The organism is Stenotrophomonas sp. Steno-Z10-BAI, assembly GCF_056393115.1.
On the sequence record NZ_JBWJOZ010000002.1, the window covers coordinates 590,497 to 615,495 of the forward strand.

14 protein-coding genes and 1 pseudogene are annotated in these 24,999 nt (G+C 65.8%); 13 read left to right on the forward strand and 2 right to left on the reverse strand.

Annotated features, from left to right (window positions below; translation table 11 throughout):
- Positions 1-61 precede the first annotated feature (61 nt).
- The 3 genes from xylB to AC06E9_RS07515 are packed head-to-tail and all read left to right on the forward strand — an operon-like array spanning position 62 to position 5,515.
- Positions 62-1,555: a xylulokinase gene (gene xylB / locus AC06E9_RS07505; protein WP_478055808.1), complete on the forward strand. Its 1,494-nt coding sequence runs from the start codon at positions 62-64 to the stop codon at positions 1,553-1,555.
- 44 nt (positions 1,556-1,599) lie between these two features.
- Positions 1,600-2,934, forward strand: a complete 1,335-nt coding sequence (gene xylA / locus AC06E9_RS07510; protein ID WP_121036839.1) for a xylose isomerase — start codon at positions 1,600-1,602, stop codon at positions 2,932-2,934.
- Positions 2,935-2,956: 22 nt separating this feature from the next.
- Positions 2,957-5,515 carry a glycoside hydrolase family 3 protein gene (locus AC06E9_RS07515; protein ID WP_478055809.1) on the forward strand — a complete coding sequence of 853 codons (2,559 nt, stop codon included), beginning with the start codon at positions 2,957-2,959 and terminating at the stop codon, positions 5,513-5,515.
- 14 nt (positions 5,516-5,529) lie between these two features.
- Here the strand turns inward: AC06E9_RS07515 and AC06E9_RS07520 are convergent, their stop codons facing one another.
- The gene (locus AC06E9_RS07520) at positions 5,530-6,588 is read right to left on the reverse strand and encodes a LacI family DNA-binding transcriptional regulator (protein ID WP_478055810.1); all 1,059 of its coding nucleotides are present in this window, start codon (positions 6,586-6,588) and stop codon (positions 5,530-5,532) included.
- A 111-nt stretch (positions 6,589-6,699) separates the two neighbouring features.
- On the opposite strand from AC06E9_RS07520, the gene AC06E9_RS07525 reads away from it, so the two are divergent.
- From AC06E9_RS07525 to AC06E9_RS07560, 8 genes and pseudogenes are all read left to right on the forward strand, one after another.
- On the forward strand, positions 6,700-8,814 hold the full coding sequence (locus AC06E9_RS07525; RefSeq protein ID WP_478055811.1) for an alpha-glucuronidase family glycosyl hydrolase: 2,115 nt from the start codon (positions 6,700-6,702) through the stop codon (positions 8,812-8,814).
- Positions 8,811-10,823, forward strand: a complete 2,013-nt coding sequence (locus AC06E9_RS07530) for a sialate O-acetylesterase (RefSeq protein WP_461769839.1) — start codon at positions 8,811-8,813, stop codon at positions 10,821-10,823. Before AC06E9_RS07525 ends, AC06E9_RS07530 begins: the two co-directional genes overlap by 4 nt.
- Positions 10,823-12,511: a glycoside hydrolase family 43 protein gene (locus AC06E9_RS07535; protein ID WP_478055812.1), complete on the forward strand. Its 1,689-nt coding sequence runs from the start codon at positions 10,823-10,825 to the stop codon at positions 12,509-12,511. The genes AC06E9_RS07530 and AC06E9_RS07535 overlap by 1 nt, the downstream gene beginning before the upstream one ends.
- Positions 12,512-12,582: 71 nt before the next feature.
- The gene (locus AC06E9_RS07540) at positions 12,583-15,207 is read left to right on the forward strand and encodes a glycoside hydrolase family 3 C-terminal domain-containing protein (protein ID WP_478055922.1); all 2,625 of its coding nucleotides are present in this window, start codon (positions 12,583-12,585) and stop codon (positions 15,205-15,207) included.
- A pseudogene (locus AC06E9_RS07545) lies at positions 15,200-16,681 on the forward strand (MFS transporter); the annotation flags it as partial. The gene AC06E9_RS07540 and the pseudogene AC06E9_RS07545, both read left to right, overlap by 8 nt.
- 33 nt (positions 16,682-16,714) lie before the next feature.
- Positions 16,715-17,680, forward strand: a complete 966-nt coding sequence (locus AC06E9_RS07550) for a glycoside hydrolase family 43 protein (RefSeq protein ID WP_478055923.1) — start codon at positions 16,715-16,717, stop codon at positions 17,678-17,680.
- Positions 17,670-18,533 (forward strand): aldose epimerase family protein, encoded by an 864-nt coding sequence (locus AC06E9_RS07555; RefSeq protein WP_478055813.1) that lies wholly within the window; start codon positions 17,670-17,672, stop codon positions 18,531-18,533. Before AC06E9_RS07550 ends, AC06E9_RS07555 begins: the two co-directional genes overlap by 11 nt.
- Positions 18,534-18,754: 221 nt before the next feature.
- A complete protein-coding gene (locus AC06E9_RS07560; RefSeq protein ID WP_282261927.1) occupies positions 18,755-19,651 on the forward strand; it encodes a BRCT domain-containing protein in 897 nt (298 codons plus the stop codon).
- A gap of 58 nt (positions 19,652-19,709) precedes the next feature.
- Here the strand turns inward: AC06E9_RS07560 and AC06E9_RS07565 are convergent, their stop codons facing one another.
- Positions 19,710-21,302, reverse strand: a complete 1,593-nt coding sequence (locus AC06E9_RS07565; RefSeq protein WP_478055814.1) for a PQQ-dependent sugar dehydrogenase — start codon at positions 21,300-21,302, stop codon at positions 19,710-19,712.
- 152 nt (positions 21,303-21,454) lie between these two features.
- Between AC06E9_RS07565 and AC06E9_RS07570 the strand changes: the two genes are divergently transcribed.
- Together AC06E9_RS07570 and AC06E9_RS07575 are read left to right on the forward strand one after the other, a co-directional pair.
- Positions 21,455-22,846, forward strand: a complete 1,392-nt coding sequence (locus AC06E9_RS07570) for an aldehyde dehydrogenase family protein (protein WP_152153198.1) — start codon at positions 21,455-21,457, stop codon at positions 22,844-22,846.
- Between the two features lie 1,192 nt (positions 22,847-24,038).
- The gene (locus AC06E9_RS07575; RefSeq protein WP_478055815.1) at positions 24,039-24,992 is read left to right on the forward strand and encodes an ATP-binding cassette domain-containing protein; all 954 of its coding nucleotides are present in this window, start codon (positions 24,039-24,041) and stop codon (positions 24,990-24,992) included.
- Positions 24,993-24,999 lie beyond the last annotated feature (7 nt).

Genomic DNA, 24,999 nt, shown 5'->3' on the forward strand with positions numbered 1-24,999 from the left:
AGACGCACGCTGTTGCCCGGAAATGGTAGCGCTACCTTCAAACACCCACGGGATGGACTACATGGATCTGGTTGCCGGAATCGATGCAGGTACGCAGAGTCTGAAAGTCGTGGTGTACGACCCTGCCGGGCGGCATCTCATTGCCAGCGCCAGCGCGCCCCTGGAACTGACCTCCACTGCCGATGGCAGCCGTGAACAGGACCCGGCAGCATGGGTCGCAGCCCTTCAGGCCTGCTTCCGTGCGATCGATTCCAAGATCAGGTCCCGCATCTGCGCGCTGGCGGTCTCGGGCCAACAGCACGGCTTCGTACCCGTCGACGTCGCCGGGCAGGTCCTGGCACCGGCCAAACTGTGGTGCGACACCAGCACCTCGGCCGAGTGCGTGCAGATCATGGAGGCGGTCGGCGGAACAGCGCGCACCATCGCGCTCGCCGGCAACCCCGTCCTTACCGGTTACACCGCGTCCAAACTGCCCTGGACGAAGACGCACCGGCCCGAGGCCTACGCCAGGCTCGCAACGATCCTGCTGCCGCACGACTATCTCAACCTCGTGCTGACCGGCCAGCGCTTCTGCGAATACGGGGATGCGTCGGGCACGGGCTGGCTGGACGTGCGCACCCGCACGTGGTCGGCCGAGTTGCTGCGTGCGACCGATCCGGAGCGTGACCTTGCGCTCTGCCTGCCGCGCATCGCCGCACCCGACGAGCTGTTCGACATCGATCCGGCCGCGGCGGCCAGACTGGGGCTGCCTAACACCGTGAAGGTTGCCGTTGGGGGCGGTGACAACATGATGGCGGCCATCGGTACCGGCTGCGTTGCACCGGGCCGCCTGGCGATGAGCCTGGGCACCTCGGGCACCCTGTTTGCCTACTCCGACACGCCCGTGGTCGATCCCGACGGGGCGTGGGCCGCGTTCTGCTCCTCCACCGGCGGCTGGCTGCCCCTGATCTGCACGATGAACTGCACGGTGGTGACCGAACAGGTCGCCGACGCCTTCGGCTTCAGCACCCGCTACGGCGATGGCCACCTGCGCGCCACGTCGCCCGGCGCCGACGGCCTGGTGATGCTGCCGTTCCTCAACGGCGAGCGCACGCCGGATCTGCCGCTCGGCAAGGGCGTGCTGGCGGGGCTGGACACCACCAACATGACCCCGGCGCATTTCTATCGCGCGGCCATGGAAGGGGCGACGTACAGCCTGAAGTACGGCTTCGATGCCTTCGTGGGCGCCGGCATGTCGTTCGAGCGCATCGTGCTGACCGGCGGTGGCAGCAACAGCACCGAGTGGCGGCAACTGGTGGCCGATGTATTCGGCCTGCCGGTGGATGTGCCGATCCACGCCGAAGGCGCGGCGTTCGGCGCCGCATTGCAGGCCCTGTGGGCCTTCGGCAAGGCACGCGGTGATGCCACCTCCATCGCCGCTATCGCTGACCAGCATGTCGCGCTCGCGCCGCAGCTGTCCGCGCGCCCGGATCCGGCGCGCGCCCAGGCCTATGCCACCGCGTATGCACGTTTCCTGCGTCATCTCGACGCCCTCACGCCGCTGTATCGCGGCTGATCCCCCTTTCCGCGACCCCTCGCACAACGACAGGACGAGCCACCATGAGCACGCAGCCCTTCATCGGCGCCAAGGAATACTTCCCCGGCATCGGCCGCATCCCCTTCGAAGGCCGGGACTCGGACAACCCGCTCGCCTTCAAGGTCTATGACGCCCACAAGATCATCGGCGGCAAGACCATGCAGGAGCACCTGCGCTTTGCGGTCTGCTACTGGCACACCTTCTGCAACGCCGGGCATGATCCGTTTGGTCCAGGCACCCGCCATTTCCCTTGGGAAGCCAGCTCGCCGATGGCGACCGCCGAGGCCAAGGTGGATGCGGCCTTCGAGTTCTTCACCAAGCTGGGCGTGCCGTACTGGTGCTTCCACGATATCGACCTGGCGCCGGATGCCGACGATGTCGGCGTGTACGAAAAGAACCTCAAGCACATGGTGGGCCTGGCCAAAGCGCGCCAGGACGCCACTGGAATGAAACTGCTGTGGGGCACCGCCAATCTGTTCTCGCACCCGCGCTACATGAACGGTGCCTCGACCAATCCCGATTTCGCGGTGGTGGCGCGGGCGGCGGTGCAGGTGAAGGCGGCCCTGGAGGCAACGGTTGAACTGGGTGGCGAGCATTACGTGTTCTGGGGTGGCCGCGAAGGCTACGCCTCGCTCGTGAACACGCAGATGAAGCGCGAGGTCGACCACCTCGCACGGTTCCTCACCATGGCGCGGGACTACGGCCGCAGCATCGGCCTGAAGGGGAACTTCCTGATCGAGCCCAAGCCGATGGAGCCGATGAAGCACCAGTACGATTTCGACAGTGCGACCGTGGCGGGCTTCCTCAAGACGCATGGCCTGGACAAGGACTTCAAGCTCAACATCGAGGCGAACCACGCCACGCTCTCCGGCCACACCTTCGAACACGATCTGCAGGTCGCCTCGGACAGCGGCCTGCTGGGCAGCATCGACGCCAACCGCGGCAATGCCGAGAACGGCTGGGATACCGACCAGTTCCCGAGCGACCTGTACGACACCGTGGGCGCCATGCTGGTGGTGCTGCGGCAGGGTGGGCTGGAGGGCGGATTGAACTTTGACGCCAAGGTCCGCCGTGAATCGACCGACCTGGACGATCTGTTCATTGCCCATATCGGCGGCATGGATGCGTTCGCCCGCGGGCTGGAAGTCGCCCACGCCCTGCTGCATGAATCGCCGTGGGAGCAGTGGCGCAAGGAACGTTATGCCAGCTTCGACAGCGGTGCCGGCAAGGAGTTTGAGCGCGGCGGGCTCAGCCTCATCGATCTGGCCGCGCTGGGTGCCAAGGGTGGCGAGCCCCGGCAGATCAGCGGCAAGCAGGAACGCTACGAAAACCTGATCAACCAGTACCTGCTGCGCTGAGCGCGGCGGCAAGGAGAGCACCATGACCCACCACCACCCCACGTGCCGCACCGGTTTTCTGGTGTCGGTGCTGCTGCTTGCGCTTGCCGCCTGCAAGGGCGAGGACAAGGCCGCGGCACCTCCCCAGGCCCAGGCCCCGGCCAACCCATGGCCGGCGGTGACCTGGCCGCTGCCGCCCGATGCCGCACTGGAAAGGCGGATCACCGACCTCATGGCCACCATGACGGTGGAGGATAAGGTGGGCCAGCTGGTGCAGGGGGATATTGCCAGCATCACGCCGGAGGACCTGCGCCGGTACCGGCTGGGCTCGGTCCTGGCCGGGGGCAACTCCGACCCCGGCGGCCGCTACGATGCCTCGCCTGCCGAATGGCTGGCGCTGGCCGATGCGTTCCATGCCGCTTCGATGGATACCTCGCACGGCGGCAAGGCGATTCCGGTGCTGTTCGGTATCGACGCGGTGCACGGCCAGAGCAACATCATCGGCGCGACCCTGTTCCCGCACAACATCGGCCTGGGCGCGACCCGCAACCCGGAACTGCTGCGCCGCATCGGTGAGATCACCGCCCTGGAAACCCGCGCGACCGGGATGGAGTGGGCGTTCGCGCCCACCGTGGCGGTACCGCAGGACGATCGCTGGGGACGTACCTACGAAGGGTATTCCGAATCGCCCGAGGTGGTGGCCAGCTATGCCGGTGCGATGGTCGAGGGCCTGCAGGGCAAGGTGGGCTCGCCAGCCTTCCTTGACGGCCGTCATGTCATCGCCTCGGTCAAACACTTCCTCGGTGACGGCGGCACCACCGATGGCAAGGACCAGGGCGATACCCGGATCAGCGAGGCCGAGCTGGTCCGCATCCATGCCGCCGGCTACCCGCCAGCGATCGCGGCTGGCGCACAGACGGTCATGGCCTCGTTCAACAGCGTCAACGGCGAAAAGATGCACGGGCACACCGGGTACCTGACGGACGCGCTGAAGGGCCGCATGAATTTCGGTGGTTTCGTGGTGGGCGACTGGAATGGCCACGGGCAGGTCAAAGGCTGCACCACCACCGATTGCCCGGCCACCATCAACGCCGGCCTGGACATGGCCATGGCGTCGGACAGCTGGAAGGGCTTCTACGAAACCACACTGGCGGCGGTCAAGGCCGGCACCATCACCCAGGAGCGCCTGGATGACGCCGTGCGCCGGATCCTGCGGGTCAAGATGAGACTCGGCTTGTTCGAAGCGGGCAAACTGTCGTCGCGCGCGGTCGGCGGCCAGTTCGCGCTGATCGGTGCGCCGGCGCATCGCGAGGTTGCACGCCAGGCGGTGCGCGAATCGCTGGTACTGCTGAAAAACCAGGGCGGCGTACTGCCGCTGTCGCCGAAGCAACGCATCCTGGTGGCCGGCGATGGCGCCAACGATGTCGGCAAGCAGTCCGGCGGCTGGACGCTGAACTGGCAGGGCACCGGCACCACCCGCAACGACTTCCCGAATGCCGATACGATTTACGAAGGCATTGCACAGCAGGCGAAGGGCGCCGGCGGCGAGGCGCTGTTTGCGGTGGATGGCAGATACACGACGAAGCCGGATGTGGCCGTGGTGGTGTTCGGCGAGAACCCCTATGCCGAGTTCCAAGGCGATCTGCCCACGCTGGCGTACAAGCCGGGAGATGACACGGATCTTGCGCTGCTCAAGCGGCTCAAGGCCGACGGCATTCCGGTGGTGGCGGTGTTCCTTAGCGGGCGGCCATTGTGGGTGAACCGTGAGATCAACGCTGCCGATGCCTTCGTGGCGGCATGGCTGCCCGGCTCGGAAGGCGCCGGTATTGCCGATGTGCTGCTGCGCAGACCGGACGGCAGCGTGCAGCACGACTTCAAGGGAACGCTGAGCTTCAGCTGGCCGCGCACGGCAACGCAGTACGCCAACAATGTCGGGCAGAAGGACTACAACCCGCAGTTCGCCTTCGGCTTCGGCCTGACCTATGCCGACAATGGCGATCTGGCCGCGCTGCCGGAAGCGTCGGGCGTCACCGGCAACGAAGGGGCGGCCGGTGTGTTCTTTGCGCGCGGGGATGCCGGCTCCGGCATGGCCCTGCGGCTGGAGGACAGCACAGGGCAGGGGGTGACCGTCACCCAGGTGCCCGAATCGCTCGAGGGCGATCTGCTGAAAGTCACCGGCGTGGATCACCTGGCGCAGGAAGATGGCCGTCGGCTTGCGTGGTCGGGCAAGGGGGAGGCGATCGTCGCGCTGCAATCGCACACGCCGCTGGACCTGCAGCGCGAGAGCAACGGCGATCTGATGCTGTTGACCACGCTGCGCGTTGACGCCGCCCCGCATGGCGAGGCCTGGTTGGCGGTCGGTTGCGGCACGGGCTGCTCGGCGCGCATTGCGATCGGACCGGCCCTGGCGAGCCTGCCCGCAGGCAAATGGACGCGCGTGGGAGTGCCGTTGAAATGCCTGGCGGCGGCCGGCGCGGAGGTCGGCAAGCTGGATCGCCCCTGGTCGCTGGCAACGTCGGGAACCATGACCGTCTCGGTGTCACGCGTCGCGCTGGGTGCCTTGAATGAAGCCGAGACCACCATCGCATGCCCGGGCGCGTGACAATGCGCCCTGCGTCATCGGCACTCGGGTGGGCTCGCGACCGAATCGCGCATCACCAGCCGGTGTGGCACGACGTGGTCGGTCAACACGCGGCTATCGTCCGTCCTGCGGCGGATGGTGCGCAGCAGGATATCGATGGCAGCATCGGCCATCGAGGCGATCGGCTGATGAATGGTGGTGAGTTCCGGCCAGACGGTGGTTGCGGCCGAGGTGTCATCGAAGCCCACCACCGACAGGTCGCGCGGCACCTCCAGGCCGCGCCGGTGTGCGACGGAGATCACCGCCGCGCCCATGTCGTCGTTGCTGGCGAAGATCGCGGTCGGCGGCCGGCGGTGGGACAGCAACTTTTCGGTCGCGGCAAGCCCCGAACGGTAGGTGTAGTCCCCCTGCTGGATGAGGCCGGGTTCCACCTGCAGGCCTGCGTCATGCAGGGCGCTGACAAACCCATCGTAGCGCCGCGCGCTCGCGCTGAGATCGGTGCGGCCACAGATGAAACCGATACGGCTGTGACCGTGCTGGATGAGGTGCTCGGCCATCTGCTTGCCCGCGTGGAAATCGTCGATGCGCACGCAGGAAATATCGTTGCTGAGGTGACCCGATGCGATCGCGACCACCGGGATGCCCGCCTTGACCAGCTCGGTCACGGCAGCCTGCGATTCGCACAACGGCGGCGGCAGGATGACGCCATCCACGCGCCCGCCCAATGCACGTGCGGCCTTGCGCTCGGCGTCGGGATCGAAGTTGTCCCAGTAGTGGATGACCAGCTGGATGGCGGCGTTGGAGGCAACCCGCAGCAGGCCGACCAACAGCTCCCGCAGGTAGGCACCGCTGGGATTGGTGTAGATCAGCGCAATGCGCGTGTGCTGCGCGGCGGCCAGCGAACTCGCCGCCAGGTTGGGCGTATAACCCAGCTCGCGCACCGCGCGCATCACGCGCTCGCGGGTGACATCGCGCACCTTGCCCTGGTTGATCGCGCGCGACACGGTCATCGGCGATACCCCGGCCAGCGCCGCCACCTCGTCGATCGTCACACCGCTGGTTTTGCGGCGGACCGATTTCTTCGGCTTGTCCAATACGCGTTGCCTTTCTTCTTTGTGACGCTGCCGCAAGGCGGGCACGTCCGCAGCTTACAAGGTTTGCTGGCAACGCTGCTGCTCCGCCGGAATGTCGAGCGGTGTCACTGGATGTTGGGTGTCGCCCTGGCACTTTTCGCCTGCGCGGGCAGCGTGCGCGCAGAGGATGGCTACGCCCTCTGGCTGCGCTACGCACCGCTGGAACCTGCCCTCGCGACCGACTACCGGACACGGCTGGGCGGGGTCGTGGCCCCCGATCAGACCCCGACGCAGCGTGCCGCGCGCGAGGAGCTTGTGCGTGGCCTCACCGGCCTGCTGGGTCGCGCGCCGCGGATGCAGATCGCGCCCAGCGCGGAGGCCAGCGTGGTGCTGGGCACCCCCGATTCGTCGGCCGTGATCGCGCCGCTCCGCAAGGAGATGGAATCACTCGGCGACGACGGCTACCTCCTCAGGCGTGCGCACATCGGCGGGCGCGAGGTGCTGCTGGTGGCCGCACGCCAGGATATCGGGGTGCTGTATGGCGTGTTCCATCTGCTACGACTGCTGCAGACCGGTGCGTCACTCGATGACCTCGAGGTTCGCGAATCGCCACGGCTCGGGCTGCGCGTGCTCGACCACTGGGACAACCTGGACGGCTACGTGGAGCGCGGCTATGCGGGCCGCTCGCTGTGGGACTGGCAGACCCTGCCGGAGTGGCGGGACCCACGCTATACGGACTATGCGCGTGCCAACGCCTCGCTCGGCATCAACGGCACCGTACTGAACAATGTAAACGCGAGCGCGCAGAGCCTTGCGCCGGCATATCTCATCAAAGCGGCCGCGCTGGCGGACATGTTCCGGCCGTACGGCATCCGCGTGTACCTGAGCGCGCGCTTCAGCGCCCCCATCGAGCTGGGCGGGCTGAAAACCGCCGATCCGCTCGACCCGGACGTGCGACGTTGGTGGCGCGACAAGGCTGACGAGATCTACGCGCGCATTCCGGATTTCGGCGGCTTCCTGGTCAGGGCCAATTCGGAAGGACAGCCCGGACCGCAGGACTATGGCCGCTCGCATGCGGACGGCGCCAATCTGCTGGCTGACGCGCTGGCACCGCATGGCGGCGTGGTGATGTGGCGCGCCTTCGTCTACGCGCATGAGGTGCCCGAGGACCGCGCCACGCAGGCCTACACCGAATTTGCCGGCCTGGACGGTGACTTCCGCCCGAACGTGATCGTGCAAGTAAAGAACGGGCCCATCGACTTCCAGCCGCGGGAGCCGTTTCATCCCCTGTTCGGGGCCATGCCACGCACGCCGCTGATGATGGAGGTCCAGATCACCAAGGAGTATCTCGGCTTCGCCACACATCTGGTGTACCTGGGGCCGCTGTACGAGGAGGTGCTGCAGTCCGATACCCATGCAGGCAGCGCGGGCGCCACGGTCGCGCAGCTCCTGACCGGGATCGCCGGCGTTGCCAACATCGGCAGCGATCGCACCTGGAGTGGGTCGCACTTCGACCAGGCCAACTGGTACGCCTTCGGTCGTCTCGCCTGGAATCCCCAGCGCTCCAGCCGCAAGATCGCGGCGGACTGGGCGGCGATGACGTTCACGCCGGATCCCGAGGTGGTGGCGCCCATCGTCGACATGATGATGGCCTCGCGCGAGACCGCGGTGAACTACATGACGCCGCTGGGCCTGCACCACCTGATGGCGCGCGGGCACCATTACGGGCCGGGCCCCTGGGTGGACGGCGGTCCGCGCGCGGACTGGACCGCCGTGTACTACCACCGCGCCGACCGCGATGGCATCGGCTTCGATCGCACCGCGCGCGGCAGCAACGCGGTGGCCCAGTACTCCCCCGAGGTGGCCGCCGTGTACGGCGACCTGGCACGGGTGCCGGAGCCGCTGCTGTTGTGGTTCCACCATGTCCCGTGGGATCACCGCATGGCCTCAGGACGACCGCTGTGGGACGAACTGGTGGGGCGTTACTCCCTGGGTGTACGCCAGGTAGAGGGCATGAAGGCCACCTGGGCAGGCCTGCAGGGCAGGGTGGATGCGCAGCGGCATGCGCAGGTCGCCGCCTTCCTCGGCATCCAGCGGCGCGAAGCGCAGTGGTGGCGCGATGCCAGTGTCGCGTACTTCCAGTCGGTCAGCGGCAGGCCCTTGCCTGCGGGCGAAACCGCGCCGCCACACACGCTGGCGTGGTACCAGCGCCTGCAGTTTCCTTCCGCGCCGGGAGATGGGCGATGAGTCGGACACGGGTGATCGTCTGGATGCTGGCGACCGCCGTGGCATGCGCTGCCATGACGGCCGTGGCACAGGAACCGGCAACACCGCTGCTGCATCCGCTGTTCCAGGATCACGCCGTGCTGCAGCGCGACCAGCCGATTCCGGTCTGGGGCCATGCTGCGCCCGGCACCCCGGTCTCCGTGGTCTTCGCGCGACAAACCGTCACCACGCGCGCGGACGCCGGCGGCCAGTGGCATGCAACGCTGAAACCCATTCCCGCCGGCGGCCCTCACGACATGACCGTCCGCGCAGGGACGGCCACCCAGAACGTGCATGACGTACAGATGGGCGATGTCTGGTTGTGTTCCGGGCAGTCGAACATGGAACTGCCGGTGTGGCGCGCGCTCGACGCAGACAGTGAGATCGCCTCCGCCACGCACCCGACGATCCGCCTGTTCACCGTGCCCAAGGCCGCAGCCGTTACGCCGCAGAGCACGTTCCCGGCGCCGACCGCGTGGAAGCCGGCGTCGCCAGCCGCGGTGCGCGACTTTTCCGCCGCCTGCTTCTACTTCGCGCGTGAACTGCAGAAGACCGTCGACGTCCCGATGGGGCTGATCCAGGCGGCGTGGGGCGGCTCGCGGATCGAGGCGTGGACCAGCGCCGACGCGCTGCGTATGCAGGGCGGCATGGACCCCGCGCTTGACCTGCTCACGGTCTACGCAAGCAACCCTGCGGCGGCAACCGCGGGCTGGGGCGAGGTATGGCAGCAGTGGTGGTCGATGCGCGACGGAGCCTTGCAAGGCGACACTCCCTGGCAGCCGGGCGAAGACAACACGGCATGGCACACGGCCCCCGCCGGGCTGGGCGCATGGGAGCGCTGGGGCGTGCCGGCGCTTGCCGACTACAACGGCATGGTCTGGTACCGCACCCAGGTCACGCTGACCGCCGCGCAGGCGGCGCAGGGCGCACGGCTTGCGCTGGGCGCCGTCGATGAGACGGACATGACCTGGGTCAACGGCGTGGCGGTGGGCAGCCAGTACGGTGCAGCGGAGGCGCGGCGTTATACCCTTCCCGCCGGTCTCTTGAACGCCGGCGAGAACACGGTGGTGATCAACGTGCTGGATACCTACGGCGAGGGTGGGCTGTCGGGACCGGCCGACGCCCATGCGGTGGAGCTGGACGACGGCACGCGCATCGTCCTGGACGCGCCGTGGCACTACCGGGTGGCGGCCGGTGCACAGGCACCGCCGCTGGCGCCCTGGCATGCCGCCACGGGTCTGTCGACGCTGTACAACGGCATGATCGCGCCGCTCGGCGGCTATGGCCTGCGTGGAATGCTCTGGTACCAAGGCGAGTCCAACACGGATGACGGCGCCGCTTATGCCAACCGGCTGCGCAGCCTGCGCGATGACTGGCGCAGCCGGTTCGGTGCGCGGATGCCGCTGCTGGTGGTGCAGTTGGCCGGCTATGGGCAGCCGCCTCAAGCCCCGGGCGAGAGTGGCTGGGCACAGGTGCGCGAGGCGCAGCGCCGCGTCGCGGCGGAAGACCCGCATACCGGGCTCGCGGTGGCGATCGACATCGGCGACGCGTACGACATCCACCCGCCCAACAAACAGGAGCTGGGCCGGCGCCTCGCCCGGGTGGCGCGTCACGTGGTCTACGGCGAACGGGCGCTGGCACCTTCCGGCCCGACGGTTCGCACGGCGTCGCGCGCGCAGGGCGAAACAAGGCTCGCGTTCGACAACGTCACCGGCACCCTGGCCACGACCGGTGCGAACGGCCCCATAGGATTCGAGCTCTGTGATGCCGATGCGCGGCATTGCGACTATGCCGAGGCCGTGCTGGAGGGGCGTGAGGTTGTGTTGGATTGCATGGATTGCGTGGAGCCGGCCAGCGGCCGGCACTACCGGAGCGGCGCGTTGCGTGTGCGCTATTGCTGGGCGGACGGCCCGATCTGCACACTGCGCGACAGCAGCGGTGCGCCGGCCGGCCCCTTCGAGATTTCCCTCACCGCCGCGGAGGTCCCCTGATGCGCCTGCTGATTGCCACGCTGCTCCTGCTGCTGCCTGCTGCGCCATCGCTCGGTGCCACGCCCGCGCCACCGGTGTACTTCGATTGGTTCGAATATGCCGGTCACGACGCGGCCTTCGAGACGCCGCTGCCCGCCGGTCACTACCGCAACCCGATTCTTGCCGGCTTCCATGCGGACCCGAGCATCGTCCGCGCCAACGGACGGTTCTATCTGGTCAATTCCAGCTTCACCTACTTTCCGGGCATTCCAGTGTTCGAAAGCGTTGATCTGGTGCACTGGAAACAGATCGGCAACGTAATCGACCGCCCCACGCAGCTGGACTTCGATGGCCTGAGCGTCTCCCGCGGCATCTTCGCCCCAGCCATCGAATACCACGACGGCGTGTTCTATGTGGTCACCACGGCGGTCGACAGCGGTGGCAACTTCATCGCGACCGCGCGCGATCCGGCCGGCCCCTGGTCTGATCCGCACTGGCTGCCCAGCATCGAGGGCATCGACCCGTCCCTGTTCTTCGACGACGACGGTGCCGTCTACCTGGTGAACAATGATGTTCCGCCCGGTCCGCCACGCTATGAGGGTCACCGCGCGATCTGGATGCAGCAGCTCGATCTGGCCGCGTTCACACCGGTCGGGCCGCGCAAGGTACTGATCGACGGAGGTGTGGAGCCGGCGAAGAATCCGATCTGGATCGAGGGGCCGCACGTCTACAAGCACGACGGCTGGTACTACCTCTCCGACGCGGAGGGCGGTACCGGCCCGCAGCATTCCCAGGTGGTTCTGCGCAGCCGCCAGGTGTGGGGGCCGTACCTGCCCTATGCGGGCAATCCGATTCTCACCCAGCGCGACCTGCCGGACGACCGGCCGCTGCCGATCACCAATGCCGGGCACGCCGACCTCGTGGAAGGTCCGGACGGCACCTGGTGGGCCGTGTTTCTGGCCAGCCGCAACTACCAGACACGGCACTACAACACGGGGCGGGAGACGTATCTGCTGCCCGTGCAATGGCGTGACGGCTGGCCGGTGATCCTGCCGGCCGGGCAGACCATTCCGTATGCGGTCAAGGCACCGTCATGGATGCAGGGCGATGCCGCGCAGGCACCGTCGACCGGCAACTTCATCGATCGCGACAGCTTCGATGCACCCACGCTTGGCACCGGATGGGTGCAGGTGCGCGTCCCCAAACAGGCGTGGGCAGACCTCAGCCTGCGTCCGGGCGCACTGGCCGTGCATCCGCTGACGGAGAACCTGGACACGCTGCGCAATCCCGCCTTCCTTGGCCGCCGCCAGCAGCACCTGCGCTTCGAGGCCAGCACCGACATGACGCGGCCGGCCGCGGGTGTGGCGGCAGGCCTTGCCGCCTTCCAGAACGAGGCGTACTGGTACTTCCTTGGCGTGCGCAGCCTCGGCGGGGACCGCGTGGCGATCTTCCTTGAAGCGCGCGACGGCAGCGGCGTGACCCGCACGTTGGCCACGCGTGAGGTGACCGCAGCCACGTCGTTGCGCTTGAAGATCGCCGGTGACGAGGGGCGCTATGCCTTCGCGTTCGATACGGACGAAAGGCGTGGCTGGCAGACCCTCGCCGCCGACGTGGACGGAACGGTATTGAGTACGGATCGCGCAGGCGGCTTCGTCGGCGCCCTGCTGGGACCATTCGCGCGCGACGAGCGCGCTTTGAGGAGCAACTGATGACGCGTACGTCTTCCCTCCACAGCGGCCGTCGCGGCCCCATCTTCCGCACGCTGGCGCTGTGCGCTGCCATGACAGTGGCGAGCACCGGTCACGCCGCCGAGACCCAGCCGTGGCTGGATACATCGGCGAGCTTTGAAACCCGCGCCGCCGCGCTGGTGGGACAGATGACCTTGGAAGAAAAGGCCGCGCAGATGCAGAACGCCGCGCCCGCCATCGAGCGCCTGGGCGTTCCGGCCTACGACTGGTGGAACGAAGGCCTGCATGGCGTCGCGCGGGCAGGGCAGGCCACAGTGTTCCCGCAGGCCATCGGGCTGGCCGCCACGTTCGACGTGCCGTTGATGGGGCAGGTGGCCACCACCATCAGCGACGAGGCGCGAGCCAAGCATCACCAGTTCGTGCGCGAGGGGTCGCATGGCCGCTATCAGGGGCTGACCTACTGGTCGCCGAACATCAACATCTTCCGCGACCCGCGCTGGGGGCGGGGCCAGGAAACCTACGGCGAGGACCCGTACCTCACCGCGCGCATGGGCGTCGCCTTCGTGCAGGGACTGCAGGGCGACGACCCGGTGTACCGCAAGCTGGACGCCACGGCCAAGCACCTGGCCGTGCACAGCGGCCCCGAGGCCGACCGCCACCATTTCGACGCCCGCCCCAGCAAGCGTGATCTGTACGACACCTATCTGCCGGCGTTCGAGGCGTTGGTGAAGGAGGGCCAGGTGGATGCGGTGATGGGGGCCTACAACCGGGTCTACGGCGAATCCGCCAGCGCCAGCCATTTCCTGCTGCGCGACGTGTTGCGCCGTGAGTGGGGGTTCAAGGGCTACGTGGTGTCGGACTGCTGGGCGATCGTGGATATCTGGAAGCATCACAACATCGTCCCCACCCGCGAGGCTGCGGCGGCACTGGCGGTCAAGAACGGCACCGAACTGGAGTGCGGCCAGGAGTACGCCACGCTGCCGGCCGCGGTGCGCCAAGGCCTGATCAGCGAAGCCGAGATCGACGATGCGGTGACGCGCCTGTTCACCGCACGGATGCGGCTGGGCATGTTCGATCCGCCCGAGCGCGTGCGCTGGGCGCAGATTCCGGCCTCGGTGAACCAGGCCCCGGCGCACGATGCGCTGGCCCTGAAGGCCGCACAGGCATCGCTGGTGCTGCTGAAGAACGATGGCGTGCTGCCGCTGCCACGCAACCTCAAGCGCATCGCCGTGGTCGGCCCGACCGCCGATGACACCATGGCATTGCTCGGCAACTACTTCGGCACACCGGCGGCACCGGTGACAATCCTGCAGGGCATCCGCGATGCGGCGAAGGGCATCGAGGTGCGCTATGGGCGTGGTGTGGACCTGGTCGAAGGGCGCGACGATCCCAGCGCGACGCCGCTGATCGAGGCGGCGTATCTGCGGCCCTCGGCCGACTCCCCGGAACGTGGCCTGCGCGGTGAGTACTTCCGTACGCCGGATCTGTCAGGGACGCCGGCGCTGGTGCGCACCGATGCCCAGATCGGGTTCCGCTGGGACCGCGGCTCGCCGACCGACAACCTGCTGGCCCGCGGCGAAGCGGCGCCAGGGCAGGGCATTCCCAACGATGGCTTCAGCATCCGCTGGCGTGGCCAGCTGCTGCCGCCGGTATCGGGCCGCTACCGGATCGAGGCGGCGGCCGACGACGGCTTCCGCCTCTACGTGGATGGCAAGCGGGTGCTGGACCACTGGGCCAACAGTGATCGCCTGCGCAGCGACGGTGTCGATCTGGACCTGCAGGCGGGACGTGCCTATGCGCTGACGCTGGAGTACTACGATGCCGAGCGCGACGCCGGCGTGCGGCTGGGCTGGCGCATGCCCGGGGCGAAGCCGCCGTTCGAAGAAGCCGTCGATGCCGCCCGGAGTGCGGACGTGGTGGTGTTCGTCGGCGGCCTGACTGGTGATGTCGAGGGCGAAGAGATGACGGTCAACTATCCGGGCTTCGCCGGCGGCGACCGCACCGACCTGCGTCTGCCCGCTACCCAGCGCGCCCTGCTGGAAGCGCTGCACGCCACGGGCAAGCCGGTGGTGATGGTGCTGACCGGAGGGTCGGCGCTGGCGGTGGAGTGGGCCCAGACGAACCTCTCCGCGATCCTGATGAGCTGGTATCCCGGGCAACGCGGCGGCACCGCCGTGGGCGAGGCGCTGTTTGGCGACGTCAATCCGGCCGGCCGGCTGCCGGTAACGTTCTACCGCGCAGACCAGGCAATGCCCGCGTTCGATGATTACGCGATGGAAGGCCGCACCTACCGCTATTTCCACGGCACCCCGCTGTATCCCTTCGGCTACGGGCTCTCCTATACCCGGTTCGACTACGGCAAGCCAAGCCTCGACGCGCCCCGCATCGCCGACCACGGCACGCTCAAGGTGCAGGTGGAGGTGGCGAACGCCGGCAAACGCGCGGGCGATGAAGTGGTGCAGCTGTACGTGCGGCGGCTGGCGGCTGGGGCAGGCGATGCGCAGCAGACGCTGCGCGGCTTCCAACGTGTTCACTTGGCTGCGGGCGAGCGGCGCACCGTGACCTTCGATCTGGACGCGCAACAGGCACTGCGCGAGTACGACGACGCGCGCGGCGCCTATGTCGTTCCGGCCGGGGCGTATGAGGTGCGGATAGGCGGCTCAAGCGCCGATGCCCGCGTGCGGAGCCGCTTCACGGTGGAGGCGAATCGTGACTGATGCCCGCCACGGCGATACCCCCGAGCACACGCTGTCGGTCCGGGAGAAGCTGGGCTACAGCCTCGGCGACCTTGCGGCCAACCTGATCTTCCAGACGCTGATCACCTATCTGGCGTTCTTCTATACCGATGTGTACCGGTTGCCGCCCGCCACGGCGGCCACGATCATCTTCGTGATCGGCCTGCTGGGTGCCTTCGTGTTCACCCCGCTGATCGGCATTGCCGCCGACCGCACCGTCAGCCGGTGGGGAAAGTTCCGGCCCTGGATCCTGTGGACGGCGATCCCGTTCGGCGTGCTGTCGCTGCTCGCCTTCAGCACGCCGGACCTGGGTGCGCAGGGCAAGGTTCTCTATGCGCTGGTGACCTATGGCCTGCTGATGTTCGTGTACGCGGCCAACAACCTGCCGTACTCCGCGCTCAGCGGCGTGCTCACCGGCAGCATGGCCCAGCGCAACAGCCTCTCTGCCTACCGCTTCGTGGCGGTGATGATCGCGCAGTTCATCATCCAGGTCCTGCTGTTGCCGCTGGTGCTGATCCTGGGCGACGGGGATCGGGTGCAGGGCTTCGAGCGGGTGATGACGGTGTTCGCGGTGGTGGGCACGCTGTTCTTCCTGGTCACCTTCGCCACCACGCGCGAGCGCATCGTGCCGGCCAAGGAACAGACCGGCGGGGTGATGCAGGACCTGTCCGACCTGCTGCACAACCGGCCGTGGAAGGTGATGCTGGCCCTGACGGTGCTGGTCTTCATCAACCTGGCCCTGAAGGGCGGCACCTACATTTACTACTTCCAGTACTACATGAGCGAGGCCGCACTGGCGGGCTTCCTCGACACCTCCGGCTTCAACCGCTTCATCGGGGGATTGAACGCCACGCTCAATGGGTGGGGCCTCTCCGGCTTCACCTGGCCCGAGGATCCGGCGACCTCGGCATTCAGCCTGTTCAACGCGTGCGGCATCCTGTGCATGATCCTGGGGATCGGGGTGTCCCGGCGCCTGGCCGACCGCTTCGGCAAGCGTGACGTGTTCGGTGGCGCACTCCTGGTATCCACCGTGTTCCTGCTGGTGTTCTACTTGTTTCCGCCCACGGCGGTCGGCGTGGCCTTCGGCGCCTTCATGCTGCACGGGTTCTGCTACGGCATCACCATCCCGCTGCTGTGGGCGATGATCGCCGATGTGGCCGATTACTCCGAATGGAAGAACCATCGCCGCGCCACCGCGATCATCTTCTCCGCGATGCTATGCGGGTTGAAGATCGGGCTCAGCATCGGCGGTGCGCTGGTCGCCGGCATTCTTGCGCACCACGGCTATCAGGCCGGCGCGGAACAACAGCCGCAGGCGGTGGTGGACGGCATCCGGCTGACGGTAAGCGTCTACTGCTCCCTCCCATTTCTGGTCGCGGTCGTGCTGCTCTTCTTCTACAAGATCGACAAGCGCATGGAGACGCGCATCGAGCAGGACCTCCATCTGCGCCGGCAGGGAAACACCCTTGATCAACTCACGGCGCATGCGATCTCCCCGCCGCTGGTGACCCACATCTACACGGCTGACCCCTCGGCCCATGTGTTCGAAGGGCACCTGTACATCTATCCGTCGCACGATATCGACGGCGGCGCGTCCTTCGACGACGAGGGTGGCCACTTCCGCATGGAGGATTACCACGTGCTGCGGATGGACTCCCCCGAAGGTGAGGCCACCGACTGCGGCCTAGCGCTGCATCTGCGCGACGTGCCCTGGGCCGCGCAGCAGATGTGGGCGCCGGATGCGGCCCACCGCGACGGCCGCTACTACCTCTATTTCCCGGCCAAGGACGGGCAGGGCATGTTCCGGATCGGCGTCGCCGTGGCGGATCGTCCCGAGGGCCCGTTCACCGCCGAGCCCGAGCCGATCGAGGGCACGTACTCCATCGACCCGGCCGTGTACGAGGACGACGACGGCACGCATTACCTCTACTTCGGCGGCATATGGGGCGGCCAGCTGCAGAAGTACCGTGACAACCGCTTTAACGCGGAACATGAGGAGCCCACAGGCGACGCACCGGCACTCGGTCCGCGTGTAGGGCGGCTGGACGCGGGCATGACCCGACTGGCGGAGCCCACGCGCGAGATCGTCATCCTGGACGAGCACGGACAGCCGCTGCGGGCTGATGACCACGCGCGCCGGTTCTTCGAAGGGCCGTGGCTGCACAAGTACGATGGGCGGTATTACCTGTCGTACTCGACCGGTGATACGCACCTGCTGTGTTACGCCATCGGCGACAGTCCGTACGGACCGTTCACCTATGGCGGCGTGATCCTGAAGCCCGTGGTGGGCTGGACCACGCACCACTCCATCTGCGCGTTCGAGGGCCAGTGGTATCTCTTCTATCACGACGCCTTGTTGTCCGGCGGCGTGACCCATCTGCGCTCAGTCAAGTGCGCGCCGCTGCACATGGAGGCGGACGGCAGCATCCGGACGATCGATCCGTATGGCGTTTGAAGCGGCGTCACCCAAGGATGATGCGCAGGCGCCCCTGCATGGTGGGCGCCTGTACTGGTTGCGCGCGGGCAGGCTGGAGGTCGCGCTTGCACCGGACGCCGGTGGCCGTATCGCCCAGATGCGGTACGACGGTGTGGACTGGCTGGTGGGCGAGGACGAGGGTGGGGCGGCCGCCATTGGATGGGGGTGCTATCCGATGGTGCCTTGGGCGGGCCGGATTCGGCAGGGGCGCTTTGTGTTTGATGGCAAGGCGTTTGAGCTCCCACCGAACCTTGGGGCGCATGCCATCCATGGCGTAGGGTTCTCACGGCCGTGGCGGATTGAGAATCTTGGGGCGGATACCGCGACGCTGTCACTGGCGCTGCCTGAGGATGGGCATTGGCCTTTCGGGGGGCGTGCGACGCAGGCGATCCATGTGCTGCCCGACCGTCTGGAGCTTCGGCTGGCGGTGCAAGCCGGCGACCAGGCGATGCCGGCGGTACTCGGCTGGCACCCCTGGTTCCGGAAGCCGGATCAGCTGCTGTTCTCGCCCAGTGCGATGTATCCACGGGACGGGGAGGGCATCGCTACATTGCCCCGTGTTACTCCCGCGCCCGCGACCGGGCCTTGGGATGACTGCTTCATCAACCAGGCTGAGGTGGTGCTGGTGTCTGGGGCGCAGCGGCTGGAGCTGCGGGCGGACTCGGATCACTGGGTGGTGTATGACGGGACTGCGCACGCGACCTGTGTGGAGCCTCAGACTGGGCCGCCTGATGGGTTCACGCTGGCGCCGAAGCGGCTGGAGTCGGGGCAGACGCTGGAACTGAGGTTCGAGCTGCGTTGGGGCAATGTAACTACCCCACGCGCGGAATGACGCGGGACAGCGCAGCATGGGATGGAGCGAAACGCGACATTGCCTCTACCAGCCGGTACCCCCCAAGAACCTGCACATAGCGCGTGGACGCGCGGGCACGCTGCCAGAATGCCCGTGACCGGTCCCGGGCGGGTGTAATCTCGGCTCTAGCGCCTGATGGCGATAAGGCGGTAAGTTTCCACAACACGCCACTGGACGGCGTTGAACAGGGACGTAACGCAATGCACTCGGATCACCGCAACTATTTCAAGTTCACCTCGAAAGCCCGGCTGGACAAGTCCGTCAACGCGCTCATCGGCATCGTCGAAGGTATCGTGATCGACGGCCAGATCAACGCCCTTGAGCTCGACTACCTCAATCTGTGGCTGGCCGAGCACGACGCCGTGCGTGACCAGCACCCCTTCAACGAGCTCGTGCCGGTTGTCACTGCCGCGGTAGCCGACGGCATCCTGACCGAGGAAGAACACGCAGACATCGTGTGGCTGTGTGAACGCCTGCGCTCGACTGAGTTCTACGACGACGTGACTGCCGACCTGCAGCGGTTGCACGCCATCATGGGGGGCATCGTCGCGGACACGCATATCTCCGTGGAAGAGCTGCGCGCCCTGTCCGATTGGATGGCAGATCACGAGCACCTGAAAACATGCTGGCCCTTCGACGAGGTGGGCAGCCTGATCACAGGGGTGCTTGCCGACAAGCAGATAGACGCGAAGGAACACGCGATGCTCCAAGCTTTCTTCGCAGAGTTCACGCCCTTGCTTGACGACCGCACAATCACCAGTCCGCGCGTGTTGGAAGGGCGGCAGATCGTTGGCTTATGCGCGGTGGATCCAGAGATCAGCTTCATGGAAAGGGGCTTCTGCTTTACAGGCGCATCGTCGCGCTTCACCCGCGCCGAATTCGAAGGCGTCGTTAAGAGGCTTGGGGGATCGGCCCATTCATCGCCTTCAAAGAAAGTCCACTACCTGGTCATTGGTGCAGAAGGGAATCCGTGCTGGGCGTTTGCGTGCTACGGACGCAAGGTCGAGAAGGCCATTAAGCTGCGTAAAGCAGGATCTCGGGTTGTCATCGTCCACGAGCTCGACTTTCACGATGCGTTGGCCGATCACGGCAGCTAGTGGGCATGAATTCCCGATAGTTCTAGCGCTCGCGACACCGCAAGCGTCGCGGCCGGCGTCACTTGAGCGGCGTGCTCAAGGGGTCCCTTGGCACCATCCGCAGCAGCTTCCCGTCCACCCCGTCGGTGAGCGCGTAGATGGAACCATCTCCAGCGACCTTGACGTCACGAATACGTTCGCCGCGTTCACCGAGCAACAGTTCTTGGCGCACTACACGGTCACCGTCGCGAACAAGGCGGCGGACGCTCCGCTCACGCAATGCCGGCACCAGGAAGTCGCCCTGCCACCGCTGGAAAAGGGTGCCGTGATAGACGGCCAAGCCAGAGGGTGCGATCGACGGCGACCAGATCACCTCCGGGTCCTCGAACCCCTGGTGATGCGTAAACGGGCTCACCCGGGCAAACGGGTAATCGATTCCGTGACTGACCAGAGGCCAGCCGTAATTGCCGCCCGGTCGAAGCCGGTTGAGTTCATCGCCGCCGCGCGGCCCGTGTTCGCTGACATAAATGGCGCCGGTGACGGGGTCACGCACGATCCCTTGCGGATTGCGGTGCCCTGAGGTGTATATGGCCGCGCCTTTTGCACTCGGGGCGAGCGAAATGCGCATCACTTTGCCCAGCGAGTTGCTTTGGTTCTGGGCTTCCTCCCGGCGTGCACTCCCATCGCCCACCGTCATCAGCAGGGTGTGCGTGTCGAGAAACGCCAAGCGCCCGCCGTTGTTGCCGTCGCTGGGCTTTGGCGTGGATTCGAATAGAACCTCCACCTGATCTATCGACCACTCACCGCCGGCGAAGTTGAGCGCACTACGTATCAAACGGACGCCCACGCCGCGAGGATCACGGTAGCCCTGCGTCAGATAGATGCGGTGGTCCTTCTCGAAATCGGGTGAAAGGGCGATGTCCATCAGACCGATCACGCGCTCCTGCTGATCTCCGGCGGGTATCTTGGAAAGGTTGACGTCCACACGTTCGCCGGCCCGGTCAATCACCTTAAGCTGGCCAGCCATTTCGGTGACGAGCAGTCTTCCGTCCGGCAGTTCCGCCAACGACCAGGGCCATTGGAGGCCGTCGGCGACGATGGTCGCTTGGTATCCCGACGCCGCAGGCGGCTGTGACCGTTCCGGCTTCGGGTGCATCAACAGGAACGACGCAAGCGGCAGCAACACCAGGCAGGCAGACAGCAGGTAAGCAAGGCCACGGTGCAGACGTGGCCCGCGCACGGCACGCGCCGTCAGCGTGTGGCTCACATATCCTCCCACCAGCCCACACAAGCTGAGCACGGCCAAGCCTGGCATCTCCCGGATCGCAGCGATCGCCGGCATCGGGATCACGCTGCGCAGCAGCGCCAGCACGATGGCCAACCCAACCAGACTGGCGAGCAGCGCGCAGGGCAGGGCGCTCAACCCCAACCGCCGCAGGCCCGCCTGCAGACCTAGCGCGAGGACGCCGCCGGCCAGCGAAAAACCAACCATCACAGGTCCGAACCGGGCCAGATCCTCCACGGTAACGGCAGCCCGGGCCTGCCAGCTGACCTCAAGGCCCAGCTGGGTAAGCGCATGCAGATTGATCTGGGTCTGCATCAGGCTGGCCACAGCGGCGGTAGCCAAGGAGGCAGTCAGGGTGATGGAGACCGTTCGCAACCAGGAGCGCATGTAGGGAGTTCGTCAGCGCAAGCCGAAGGCGCACTGTAGCAATGGGGTCCAGTGAACCTCCAGTGATGCGCAGCGCCGAAGAATTCACGGCAGAGGAACTGCACGGCGGCGACCCTCTACGGACCTGCTTTTGAACCGAAGAGTCTCTTTCCATGCCCAACAAGCAACTCACCACGATCAATCCGCTGACCGAGGAAGTGGTCGCCACCTATTCCTACATGTCCGATGCCGAAGCCGCCGCCGTCGTGAAGGCAAGTCATGAAGCGTTTCTGCAATGGCGTCTGCGCAGCCTGGATGAGCGCGCAACCGTGATCGCTGGCATCGCAAAAGGACTCCGCGAGCGTAAGGAAGAGTTCGCACAGCTGATGACCGACGAGGTCGGCAAGCTCATTGAAGACAGCCGCACCGAGATCGAGCTGTGTGCCGGTATCTGTGACTACACCGCCAAGCAGGGGCCGGTCGTGCTGGCCGATGAGGAGCGCGATGTGGACGGTGCCACAGGCATCGTGACCCACGCGCCCATCGGCGTGGTTTACGGCATTCAGCCGTGGAACTTCCCGGCCTACCAGGCGATCCGCTATTCCATCGCCAGCCTGATGGCAGGCAATGGCGTACTGCTCAAGCATGCCGAGAGCTGCACCGGCAGTGGGCTGCTTTTGCGTGACATCTACGAAAGTGCCGGGCTGCCCAAGGGGCTGTTCGGGGTGCTGTTGATCAGCCACGATCAATCCAATGACATCGTGGAAAACGATCTGGTACGCGCGGTGACACTGACCGGGAGCGAGACGGCAGGGCGCACCGTGGCAGCCAAGGCCGGTGCGGCCCTCAAGAAGACCGTGCTTGAACTGGGCTCCAACGACGCCTATCTGGTGCTGGACGATGCCGACCTGGATCTGGCGGTGGCGACCTGCGTCAAGGGCCGCCTGTTCAACAACGGCCAGACCTGCGTCAACGCCAAGCGCTTCATCGTGACAAAGAAGAACTATGACGCCTTCGTCAGCGGCTATGCAAAGGCGTTCGAAGCGATCCGGATGGGCGACCCGAATGCCGACGACACCCAGCTCGGCCCCATGGTCTCCAAGGCGCAGCGCGACAAGCTGCACGAACAGGTGACCAAGAGCGTCTCGCAAGGGGCCCGTCTTCTGGTGGGCGGTGAAGTCCCGGACCGCACCGGCTGGTTCTACCCGGCCACGGTGCTGGCGGATGTGGCGCCGGGGCAGGTGGCCTACGAAGATGAGCTGTTCGGTCCTGCAGCGGCCATCATCCGCGCCGAGGACGATGAGGATGCCATGCGCATCGCCAACGACAGCCGCTACGGCCTGGGCGGGGGCATCTTCAGCCGTGACGTGCAGCGCGCCCGGGAGCTGGCCAGCAAGTACTTCGACACCGGCATGATCTTCATCAACACCTTCGACGTGGCATCGCCAACGCTTCCGTTCGGTGGGGTGAAGGCGTCGGGCTATGGTCGCGAGCACGGTCCGGAAGGTCTGAAGGAGTTTGTGAACGTCAAGTCGATCAAGATTGCGGCTGCGGCGTCGGCTTGATTTCAGCACAGTGGCCTGGCCGCGGATGGATAGGGCATCGATGGCCATTAGACATCATCACCAATATAAAGCCTGGCCGACTCTCGCCAGTTGCAGGTTTGAGACGGTAAGCTTCCCCGAGCTACAAGGGGAAGCTTATGCTCAAAAGGATTTCAGCAGGATTGCTGCTTTTTTCGCTTGCGTGCTCTTCGCACGCTCAATTGCAGTCTGCAACGGGCCCTAGACCCAAGCCGTTGCCTCCGACCCCCAAGGCTGCCCACAACTCGATGTCGAAGAGCACAACGCCCTTCAACTGCCAGGAATTGGCATGGCCGAATCACCCTCACCCGAGTATGAAGGCGTACTGCGATCGCGTTGAGGCCCGTACTCTGTCAGCTGAGGCCCAACGCGCCGGGCGTCCCGGCCCTTCGGACAACGTTATCAACCTGCCTCCCTTGGGGTCAGGCGCCTCGAAGCGTTCGGGAATGGCTTGTATCGGCGGTCAAGCGTTCCGAAAATTACCGAATGGGTGGGAGCAAATCCATGCTCAGGCAGGTGGCTGGCAGCGTTGCCGGGAGCAGTAGCCGGGGGTAGGGGGGCGCTTCCTATGGAAGCGCCTTACACGCACCGGCGCAACCTCGGACCACGGGTCATATCGACCACACTGAATCGCTTGGCTCCGCATGATCTTGGCGCAATCTGATTAGGCTCATGACTGGCCGGGAACGCTCGGAGGCGCCACCCGGCCGCCCTCGCGCCCTCCGTAAGTGGACGTCCTACTTTACTGCTGGCCGATCTCGGCCATTTGGCGGCGCAGACCAATCTCTGCATAGGCGGGAATCCCTGGGCGCGTTGCGCGAGCAAAGCACTCGGCCGGGCGCGTATTGGGACACAGGTCTCAAAAGTTCCATAGCCACGCGCCGGCGCACCTCGATTCCGCCAACAAGGAGCCCCATCGCAGCCGATGGGCCTCACAGAACATTGACACTAAAGTTACGCTGGTGATATCAATCAATCCGGGGAAAAAAGGAGGGGATGGGGATGGAATACACGGAAGTATCCTCTGCACGAACAGGGGACGGCACGCTTGAGGCACAGCACTACAATGGTGTGGTTAAGCTTTTTTCGCCGGACCCTGCGATCGTCTCCAAATTGCTTAAGGAGGTTGGCGCGGGTCCATCCAGCAGCGTCGCAGACGCTACACCTATGCCGAATGACGTGGCGCAACGGTGACAGCATTGCCGGCATTGACACGCTTGTCATCGGCTACCTCGCGTTGATGATGGTGATGGATGGCTCAATGACGCTTGGCATGCTCATCGCATTCCTCACCTACAAGCGCCTGTTCACCGTCAGCGCCATGGGCTTGGTAGAAGTTTCTTTCCGCATCCGTGCTGTGCGTATTCACCTTGATAATCTCATCGATCTAGCACCAAGGCAGCCTGTCCCCTTGAAACCGGATCACAGCGACGCGCACGAGCTGGACTTTTCTCAGCCTATCCACCTGAAAGGCATCACATTCTCCTACCCAGGCTCCGATCAGCCTATTCTTCGGGGCCTTTCCACGTGCCTCCAAGCGGGAAGACGGTATGTGATCAGAGGCAATTCCGGTGTCGGAAAGTCAACGTTGTTGAAGCTACTGCTTCGTATTGCCGATCCTCAAGAGGGGTCGCTCTGGCTGGGAAGCACCGATCTCAGAACGGTCCCACGAGAGAAGTGGCTATTCCACATTGGCGTGGTGCTTCAGGGGGACGGTCTCTTCAGCGGTAGCATTCGCGAAAACATTGCGTTTGGGAGTTCCTCTATCGCAGATGACCGGGTCCGAGAGGCGGCGCGCGCGGGATGCATCGATGGAGAGATTCAGGCGCTGCCTATGGGGTACGAAACGGCATTGGGCGATCGTGGAGGCGGCCTTTCAGGCGGCCAGATGCAACGCCTGCTGATTGCGCGGGCGCTCTATAGGCGGCCTAGTTTGCTTATCATGGACGAGGGAACGGCAAACCTCGATGCCGCCACCGAGGCCAGGATTCTCCGTCAGATCCGCTCCATGGGCATCACTGTCGTCCATGCAGCGCATCGTCAGCAAGTCATTGACGACGCAGATGTCGTGATAACTATTGGCGACATGGACGTTGTCGCCACCGAAAGTGGGCAGATAACAGCATGAAGAGGCG